This is a genomic window from Bartonella sp. MU70NMGDW, from assembly GCF_042194085.1.
GTDB classification, from domain to species: domain Bacteria; phylum Pseudomonadota; class Alphaproteobacteria; order Rhizobiales; family Rhizobiaceae; genus Bartonella; species Bartonella grahamii.
In genome coordinates this window covers 1-9,554 of the sequence record NZ_JBHIMK010000072.1, presented here as the reverse complement: position 1 = coordinate 9,554, position 9,554 = coordinate 1, and the positions used below count along the sequence as shown (strand labels likewise).

Here is a 9,554-nt window from a genome sequence, read left to right as displayed (position 1 = left end):
AAGCCATCGACAATCGAATTAGCCAGATCTTCGCCCGCTTGTTCCATACCAGCCTTGGCACTCTCCGAGAGCTTTTCCTGTGTAAAAAAACTCTTCAACCATTGCCAAAAGTTGGAAAAGCTTTGTTTAACGCCCTCCCACAAATTGCCAAACCACTCGGCAACAGAGGAAAGCTCTTGTTTAAACTTTTGCCAAACTTGAGAGAGATCAAAAGCATTGGCGATTATATTTTTCCAACGCGTAATGGTGGTGGTATCAGCACCAAAAAAGCGCATGACGGCTTCAAAGGCTTGCCCAAAAGCCCGAGATACCCCCCGTGCAAAGCCCTTCATAAAAGAAGAAAAACGATCCCAATATTTCCACAAAGCAAAACCAGCAGCAAGGATGACAGCCACAACAGCAGCAACCACAGCCCCTATTGGGGTAAAAATACCCCCCACAACAGAGGAAATACCCGCCCCAACCACTTCGATCACTGTCCCCACAGAGCCAAAAGAGGCAGCAAATGCACTTCCTGAGACAGCAATCCCCCGTAAAGCCCCGACCAACAAGGTCATGGGGCGTAAGAGTCGGAGTGAACTTGCCCCAAGACCCGCGGTTAGCAAGCCCAGCGAGCGCCCTGCGGCTGCTAAGCCCCGCCAGCTTGCAGCAACACCACGACTGAGTACTCTAAGCTTAATAAAAGACGTGATCAATTGAAGAAGCCCAAGGCGTGTCCCGGCAAGAGTAAAGCGCAAAACCCGTAGAGCAATATTAAAAGCCATAAGGGCAGCAATGGTTTTGATGATGGCGCTTGTTAAAGTGGGATGGGCATTCGCCCACGCCATCAACCCATTGGTAAAATTGCCAACACTTTCCATCAAACTGTTGAGGGGGGGCAGAAGCACTTCACCAATGCTAATCCCTAAAGCCACAATGCGGTTTTGCAACAATTCAAATTGCCGCATGGCACCGGTTGCTTGTTTGTCTGCTTCTTGTTCTACCGAACCTTTAAAGACTTGTGGATCTTTCACATAATCTAAAGCTTGCCCTAACAATTCGGGATTGCCCACCAATTTGGCAAAATCACCAGTAAAATCGCGCCCAGCAATGGCAATCAGCGAACGCATCCCCTGTTCGGATTTACCCAACACATTAAAAAAGCGTACCAAGGTACCGGTGGCATCTTTGTCCAGATCTTGCATGAATTTTTCGCGAGAAAGCCCAATATTGGCAAAAGCATCTTCAATATGTTTGCCCCCTGCCTGAATGCGCGCACTCATGGCATTAAAACCACGCGCGGCACTCTCTGGAACAATCCCAGCAGAAATCATCGCCGTACCAAAAGCTGCTGTTTCCCGCGCGGTGAGCTTAAACATGGTTGCCGCACCGGTGGCACGATTGGTAAAGTCAGACACTTCACTTGCCTTGGCGGCCATGTGGTTAGAGAGATGATTGATAGCATCGCCTAAATCTTCAATCCCTGCCTGATTAAGCTTAAAGACATTGCGCAACTTGGCAAAGCGCTCCCCAATCTGATCTCCCGTCATATCAAAAGCTACAGCCGCTTTGGCAGCATAAATGCTAAAAGCTTCTAGATCTTGTTCGCCAATCCCTGCTTGGCTGGCACTGGTCATCAGTTCTAAGACTTCACGTGCCGCTAGCGGAATCTTAGTGGAGGTTTCAAGCGCAAAACGGCGCAATTCCTTTAAGCGATGAAGGGGGGCATCCAGAACCTTTTCTAATCCCTTCATCGATTGATCAAATTGCATGGCTTTATAGAGCGGTGCAATTAAGGTTGCTGTTTGCGCAATGGCACCCACCATACGCCCCCGCGCTTGGATAAAAGCATTTTTCGCATTCTTTGTCGCATCCTCAAGATGTTCAGGGTCAAACCAATTTTTAAAGTGTTGCCTTGTCTTGTTTTGGAAATGCGCAACATCGCTACTGAAGGCTGCAAGATCACGCTTGGCAGAAGCTATCCCCTCTTGCAGGTGATTGACAAAACGCACAACAAGGGAAACATCCATGACGATTCTTTATCCTAACTGATGGCTTTCATATTCTTGGGCTTTAAGGCGTGCGAGTTCTTCTCGATAGGCAATCACATCCAGCCAATCCATCTGGTTAATTTCTGAAGGCGCCCAGTGATAATAAAGGGCTAGTTCTGCCCCAAATTGTCTGGCAGAGAGGATTGGCGTTGCGTAAAAAAAGCAAAAAAAGCCTTGAAAACAGCCATAATGTCAACAACATCAAGACGATTAATCAATTCAATAGATTCATGTGACATATCGGCTAAAAGCACGGCTATTCCTTCCATAGCCTCATGGGTAAATAAAGCCTCACAAAGCTTAAGAACAAGAATATCATTGCCCAATGTTGTTTTATCCTCTTCTACAGCGGGTAGAACGAGCTCTACCAACTGCGGTCCAATCAACACCGCTAATTGGCGTGCTTGCTTGAAGTTTGGGCGATAAAAGGTCAGTTTCTTGCAGAGAGATTCTTTGCCTCCTTTATCCTGATAAAGAAGCGGAACCTGCAATTCCACGTCAATGCTGGTTTGTAAACTTGTCATGATCAATTCCTATAAATGAGAACCCTATCAATAATGAGAGCTTATAAATTGAGAATAGAGCGGCGGCGAGAACCGATCTCTTGCCCATTGCGGACAAGCCAGCCGCCCCGTTTAAAAGAAAAGCGGTGCAAAACAGAGCCATCCCAAAATTCCGTATAGTCCCAAACATTTTTGATTTCGCAATCATAGCCTGTCGCTTTTCCAGCTGTTAAGCCTTCGCTATCGACTTTGACCAAGCGCCCCGTGACATCAATGGAATGCTCATGCTCGCGTCCATCTTCTTCAGAGATCACATGTTTTTTTCCGGTGAATTTATGACGAAGACCAGGAGGACCACCAAAGATACCGATAATTTCGGGTGTGTGACTGCGGATTTTCATTTGTAAACTTAGCGCTTTCACACCAAGACCGCTCACATCAATTTGCATATCAGAGCCGCCTGGTTGATAGGTTTCGGTGATTTCTTCTAACGTGGGCAGTTTCAATGTTTCAAGATCAAGGTGAAGATTCACATCATCATCAACAATCAAGGTAAAACCGCGTACAATGCGTAAAGTCATGCTTTAACTCCTTGCTGCTTTGCGATAAGTTTCAAGCGTATCGCCAAATTGATAAGTCATTTTCTTTTGGATATCTTGCGCCAAACGGTCAAAATAAGCGCTATTGCGCCGGCTGCCGAAACTCAAATCTTCTAAGGGTGGCACTTCTTCCGCATCAAACTCGACCCGCAATTTTCCCAATTGTAAAGTGCTGTTGGAATTTAAATCGCGGTCAAACCAAACCCTCCCACCAAGCAATGCACCACGCGCAATCAGATCATCAAGAAAGCTGGTCAAAGAGCGGGTAATGGCAATGACATGTTGACCGGTCAGATTCTCATCATTCGCCCAAGGGCGGAAACTGTTGATGATCGTTTTTTCCAATGCTGCACGGGTGCGCACCACATTGACAAAACGCCACAATGGGTCACTGGAGGTGGTATGATTCCCCCATAAAATACGTCCATTGGCAGCAATTTTTCCATGCGCATTTTGACTAAGTCGTGCGGGAATAAAGGTCGCAATATCGGCTTGGTTAAGGCGATTTGCCTCATGATCGATTTCGCCATCAAAATAGCTAATCGGGCGTGCCGTGCCTAAAATGCCTTTAACATCTTGGTTGGAAGGAGACCAAAAAACACCGCCCCTTTGCTTGTCACGTTTGATAAACATCGCCGCCGCAAAAGGACTTGCGGGTTTAACACTAACACCCCCATCACTATTTGCCACCCGTACAAAGGGATCAATCAGGTAACAAAAGCGTGAGGAAAAATCTGCACGATAGGCAAGGCTTTCTTCCGCATTTTTACCCCCCGTATCAAACACGGCAATCGCTTGTAGCTTTTCTGCCACTTGTTCCAATGCATCCGCCACGGGGTTTTTGCCATTATCAAAGCGCCCTGCACTATAAGCCGGTGCCAATAAAATCCCAGGCTCTACCCCTAAATGACCTCTAGCATGCGATAAAGCATGCACACCAGTCAAGTGAGTATTGGATCCCATCATTTCGGCTTGCGTCTCAGCAATGGTTGATTTTTCCTCCACACGCACAAGAATAATTTGTGCCTCAATCCCTTGCGCACGCACGGCATTGATAACATCAAGAGCTGTGCCTCTTGTCCCAAGCTTTTGGATTTTCTCACCCTCATGTGTAAAAACTAACACAGGCTCGTCGAGGGGATAGGTCTGTGCATCCGCATCAGGGGCTGTAACAACCGCCCCAATGGCGCTCTGATCAAATGTTGCTTAAGAACGTGATTTTTTACATTGATTAACCCTATTGACCTTAAATTATTGTCAAATACACAGAGTTATTCTTTATTTTGATCTTTCCTTAATTCTGTGACGGGAACACCATTAATACCCCAATTATCTGTCTCCACTTCATCGATCACTACAACCGTCGTTTTCGGATTTTTATTCAGAATATTAACTAATAATTGAGTTGCCCCTTCTATTAGTTGTCGTTTCTGTTCAGAGGTAACCCCTTCATTAGTAATTTTAATGTTTATGTAAGGCATAAGATCTCCATAATTTAAAAATATTGTACAAAAAAGCTCAAATAAATGAACGCAAAAAGATTAAACATTAATACATAATAACTATGCATTTTAAAGCTTGTATCCACCGGTGAAATATGCAGGCTACTGGAAGCAAAAATAGCATTGATTGATACAGGAGAAAGGAGTTGAGCTGCAATAAAGAAGCAAATCCAAACCAAATAATCCGTAACCCCATAAGTTATCGATGACCCTAGTAAGGGAAATGCCAAACTAAATAGCACCATAGGATGAATTCCTGCTACACTGAAAATTGGCAATACGAAGAGAATACAGGCATAGCGCTGCCAAACAGAGAGTGATGCCAATGAGTGACTAAACGTCACCGGCAACAAAGGAATAAGCAAATCACAAGTAGATATTAGCAGGCTACAACCTAGCAACAACAGGATTTCACTTGATATACTGCGTATCACTGCCACCAAAGGAGTCAAAAAATCAACACTGCGTGAACTCCCACGCTCAAGGACATATAGAATGCTCGCCGTCAACGCAATGCTTTCTAGTGCATTCAACCTGATAACTGTCAACGCAACGATAAATGTTAGCCAGAACAATATCAAAAAAATCCAAATTCTTAACCTCTCTCCTTCTTTATTCGCTCTCCTCTCATCGCAAATAATCGGATTAGCTAGCGCTACAACAGGAGAAATGCACAACAACAACAGACTGAATAGAAAAAGTGGTATCCCTAAAGCAGCGGATGTGAATATTGGTGTTCTAGGCATAGCAGCGAAAACTGTTGCTGCACCGATGCTGGTTGGCATCAGTACCATTGTGATGCTCATCATTCGCATCACAATAGCGGCCAAATGGCGAGAGGGAAAAACACTTTTCTTCAAGGCATCAATCATTAGGGGGATAACCCCCAAACTCATCGGCCAAGCTAGAAACGCAGTCAGTATTGCTATGGACAGGGTAAGCGAACCCTTTCCATAGCGCATCAACCGTTCAGAGAGAAATTCTGAAATACACCATATATTCATCACATGGCGCAACAATCCCATGGCGAGTAATAGCCAAAAGACATCCGTAAAACGCACAAGCACAGTACTAACATCAGGAAAGTGCCAACGCCATATCAGCACTAAAGTACAAGCCAACAGGATGAACACACCACTGCGTGCATTCCCCTTCAACCACCAGTATGGTATCGTCAAAAGCAAATAACCGAAAACAGTCACTCCAGCCAATGGAATAAGAAACCAAGTTCTCATTGAGATAGATATAAGAAAAATGAATAGCATCAGCATCGCTATTATAGCGGATACGGAGGACATGCGTATCAGGAAGCTTTTTACATCATCAATGTACATTAATTGTTGAATCTTTGACTGAGTGGCGATTAAGAAGCTGCTCGTACATGTCAGTGACACAGCGCCCTGCATCCCGCAGTGCACGCGAATTAACTAAAGGCCTAGGCAAAATATATGTATAAAAATTGGGCCCCTCTACTGGATTACCTACCACCCATAATGTATTTTGTACTTGTCCTTTAGTATCTATAGGATGCTGCTGACAGTCAATATCAATACCACCAGGATGATATCCTTGGTTGATAAATGGCCGGATGATACCCTGAGCAGCCAAATTTTTGATAAAAGGAGACTCATCACGCAACGGAGAAAAACTATCAATCTTGGCCGTGATCAGCACATCTCCATCAACTGAACTGTTTTCATCTTGGAAAACAGACTGAATTTCGAAACGGCTAGTACTAGCATTGAGAACAAGTTTAGGTGAAGGACCGCCAGCCAAAGTCACGATACCAGCCTCCATCAGAGCCTTCAACTCTTGGTTTCGCTGCATCGGTGGGCCGACAGAAATACGGTTAAAGTTTGGATTAAAATATTCAATAAAGTACTTGTGAGATGAAGACGTTAACCCGCAAAAATCAATTGCTGAACGTAAGATATCACGGACATCTCGTAGCACATCTGTAGCAGCTTTCACTGGGCCATCGACATTACCTGCAGCGGAAGAATGAAGATCGTCCTTCAAATGCTCCATGAAGAATCTTGTATAATCATTCAAAGAAGCAAATATTTTATTTCGATGAGGATACAGCAACGCTTGAATACACTGCTCGTCTTTGGAAGTAACAACATAGGTTTCAGGGTCTAGCCAGTGCCCCAGCTGCGTACTTCGATAGACATAACACATTTCTTTAAGCAACAGAGGTAAAAGCTGCGTTTCGAAATCCAGCTTCGGAGAACCGTTAGCAATGCTGGATTGCTTACGCAGATGATGTATTGCATCAAGAGTAAGGAATGATGGTATGTATTGCCCACTACCACCCTTTTGATTAATCCCGCGACTACTAAAAGGTAATGTTTGACGGGAGAATAGAGCTATCTTCGGTTCTTTGCCGCTTGGCATGTAGTGCAATTGTCCAGCATTTTCAGTAAAAGTCCCACCGCGACCGTAAGTCAATTGCGACAAGACATCATAGCTAGTTAATCCAATTCCCTGCACCAGCACACGAGACTGAGATTGTATAGAGTCCAACTTTTCAATTGGATAAGGATTCGAATAATAGTTCAAAAGCGCATTTTTCATTTGATGACCAGCCACAAACTGTTGCAGGCTTTCATCATGCGATGAATATGTATTCTTACCGTGACCCGTGGTAATATAAACAAAATCTACACTGTAACGATAGCCATCTTCCAAAAGAATATCCGTTTTATTATCTTGGTGGATATGGAGATTGATAGCTTTTTGTCGGATCTCCTTAATACGAATACCGGAAGGTAAATCTTGCGTGAGCTCTTGGTAAGCCCAAGACAGGTATTCCCCTAACAAACGACGTGATAAATAATCATTTTCTTTGATTTCTTTCCCAACATTATGCTCTGTACGAGAAAAGACACCGTTAATATTACGATAACCTTGTTGAATAGCCCATTGATAGAAATTCGGTCCCTTACGAATAGGCCCTACACCCTTAACTGTATCATCACCAAATAAAGTAATCTGGCAAGCGACAGTGTTAACCAATAAATGATCTGGCTGATGCACACTATGGGTACCGGTTCCCATCTCATTGGGATCAATCAATAAAATATCAATGTTCCCAGAAAATGGATAATGGGAATAAAGTGTGAGCAAGCGTTCGAGAATACTGATCCCACGAGGACCAACGCCCAAAATAGCGACTGTAGAGTGAAGCATTCTGTAATCTCCCCTATTAGAATAATTTGACTTTCACAAAATGTTTCAAAAAGAACGTAATAAATTCTTTCGACTTTTTAGTGAAAATTGCGGGTTTATGAAACGCCAACGACCTTTTTACAAAGACAATATTGACAGATTCCAGCAGCAGCAAAAAGCGCTACAGCACCACAGATAACGGAAAGCGTAATGGCATGTGAACCAAACTGTAAAAAACTCGTCAAGAGAGGTCCTAATATTTGGCCAAAGCCGTAAGTTAAGGTAGCCAAGCCTAGCAGATTTATGCCATACGGCGCATATAAACGCTTAGCTAACGGCATAACTAGAGAGGTCGTCCCCATAAAAGTAAATCCAAACCCTATGCAACTGAGAACTATCAGTACAAGAGACTGGCTGAATAATGTCAGTAATACGCATCCTCCTTGGATAAGCAAATTGAGCATCAGACAACGTAATACCCCCCACCGATGGGCTCCCCATAACCAAATGAAACAACTAGGAACAATAGCTATTCCAACAAACGACCATAAGTGGTTAGCGAGTAGTGGGAAATTAAATGTTTTCGCCATCAGAGGAAGATATGTCGCGACAATAATATAACCAAACCCAGCGAGCCCATAAATCAGAGCGAGTTCCCACCAAACGATATTTTCGTGTGCCAATGACTCATTACCAGAAAATTGAGACGCATCAACACGACGTGGAAATAAAATAAACAACAAGAGCAACAATACAACAGATATAAAACCAGCTCCAAACCAAATATTTTTCGCGTTCAGCGATTTACTCAAACCAATAAGAACATACTCATTACCCAGTAGAATACCAACTCCCACACCTGCATAAAGCGAAGCAATAACCCACAGCTTATGAGTATGCTGCATAACCGTAATAGAACCAAAAATCATCATTGCTGCACTCGCGATACCGGCAGCAAAGCGGATAAAGAAGACCAAGTAAAAGCTTGTTGTTAACGCCATGGCAAAAATAAGTGCACTCGTCACTATAGCTGCACCAAATAGCATGTAGGGAGCACGGGATATATTCCCAACTCTGCAAAACGAAAAAAACATACTCCCAACTAAATAACCGCCATAATTAGCACTAGCTATATAAGAAAGTTGCTTAAAGGTAAACAATCCTTCATCCAACATAACCGGAAATACCGGCGTATAGAAAAATCGCCCAATCCCCATCCCCAAAATCATAATAATCATACCGAATACAGCGATTTTGAAATAACTCAAATCTTGACGATTATTTTTTCCCCCCATTAGTCTAATCCCTTAACTAATAATTCGCTCATCCGCATTCTATCTCATCAACAATAGCACTTATCTCAGAGAATAAAAGCCAATCTAGCCATTTGTTTAAGTAGCCAGAGCAACATATTTAACGATTATTGTCAACATTACCGGATCCGTTATATGCATTTCATCGTTTTACGCCTTGCTCCATGGATGCTCTTCTCCCTACAAAGCTTCTTTTTCAGAAAAATAATGGCTGAAATTAAGCAGCAATAACAACGAGGACATCAATAAGCGTACCCCCCTTTGAAAAAATACTCTCTCCTAAAGCTACCACTTCATCAGGTGCGACCAAAATATCCTCACAAGGTTGCGTTATGTTCACATGGTGAACGCCCTCAACCATCAAGCGGCTTAGTATCCAACTTAAAGACAGATCACGCCCAAGCCTTTGCGCACGCGCCCATTCTGCTCTTAAATT

The 9,554-nt window shown here is 43.5% G+C and carries 8 protein-coding genes and 1 pseudogene; all 9 read right to left on the bottom strand.

What is annotated here, in order from left to right:
- Positions 1–2,009, bottom strand: a 2,009-nt coding sequence (locus tag ACFIKE_RS07010) for a phage tail tape measure protein (RefSeq protein ID WP_375648861.1), incomplete at its 3' end; no start/stop codon positions are given.
- A 131-nt stretch (positions 2,010–2,140) separates the two neighbouring features.
- The gene (locus tag ACFIKE_RS07005) at positions 2,141–2,554 is read right to left on the bottom strand and encodes a hypothetical protein (RefSeq protein ID WP_375648859.1); all 414 of its coding nucleotides are present in this window, start codon (positions 2,552–2,554) and stop codon (positions 2,141–2,143) included.
- Positions 2,555–2,595: 41 nt separating this feature from the next.
- On the bottom strand, positions 2,596–3,114 hold the full coding sequence (locus ACFIKE_RS07000) for a phage major tail tube protein (RefSeq protein WP_015856800.1): 519 nt from the start codon (positions 3,112–3,114) through the stop codon (positions 2,596–2,598).
- 3 nt (positions 3,115–3,117) lie between these two features.
- Positions 3,118–4,317, bottom strand: a complete 1,200-nt coding sequence (locus tag ACFIKE_RS06995) for a phage tail sheath family protein (RefSeq protein ID WP_375648864.1) — start codon at positions 4,315–4,317, stop codon at positions 3,118–3,120.
- Between the two features lie 86 nt (positions 4,318–4,403).
- Entirely contained in the window at positions 4,404–4,613 is a 210-nt protein-coding gene (locus ACFIKE_RS06990; RefSeq protein WP_015856802.1) for a 2-hydroxymuconate tautomerase family protein, read from the bottom strand.
- A 14-nt stretch (positions 4,614–4,627) separates the two neighbouring features.
- Entirely contained in the window at positions 4,628–5,869 is a 1,242-nt protein-coding gene (locus ACFIKE_RS06985) for a hypothetical protein (protein WP_375648857.1), read from the bottom strand.
- A gap of 88 nt (positions 5,870–5,957) precedes the next feature.
- On the bottom strand, positions 5,958–7,826 hold the full coding sequence (locus ACFIKE_RS06980) for an FAD/NAD(P)-binding protein (protein ID WP_375648855.1): 1,869 nt from the start codon (positions 7,824–7,826) through the stop codon (positions 5,958–5,960).
- Positions 7,827–7,921: 95 nt separating this feature from the next.
- Positions 7,922–9,100, bottom strand: a complete 1,179-nt coding sequence (locus ACFIKE_RS06975) for a YbfB/YjiJ family MFS transporter (protein WP_375648853.1) — start codon at positions 9,098–9,100, stop codon at positions 7,922–7,924.
- A gap of 235 nt (positions 9,101–9,335) precedes the next feature.
- Positions 9,336–9,554, bottom strand: a pseudogene (locus ACFIKE_RS06970) (hypothetical protein); the annotation flags it as partial.

What these genes read in the sequence shown, in the direction of transcription:
- ACFIKE_RS07000 (WP_015856800.1), bottom strand. Translation starts at nt 3,114, where the DNA reads ATGACTTTACGCATTGTACGCGGTTTTACCTTGATTGTTGATGATGAT.
- ACFIKE_RS06975 (WP_375648853.1), bottom strand. Translation starts at nt 9,100, where the DNA reads ATGGGGGGAAAAAATAATCGTCAAGATTTGAGTTATTTCAAAATCGCT.
- ACFIKE_RS06990 (WP_015856802.1), bottom strand. Translation starts at nt 4,613, where the DNA reads ATGCCTTACATAAACATTAAAATTACTAATGAAGGGGTTACCTCTGAA.
- ACFIKE_RS06985 (WP_375648857.1), bottom strand. Translation starts at nt 5,869, where the DNA reads ATGAGAACTTGGTTTCTTATTCCATTGGCTGGAGTGACTGTTTTCGGT.
- ACFIKE_RS06980 (WP_375648855.1), bottom strand. Translation starts at nt 7,826, where the DNA reads ATGCTTCACTCTACAGTCGCTATTTTGGGCGTTGGTCCTCGTGGGATC.
- ACFIKE_RS07005 (WP_375648859.1), bottom strand. Translation starts at nt 2,554, where the DNA reads ATGACAAGTTTACAAACCAGCATTGACGTGGAATTGCAGGTTCCGCTT.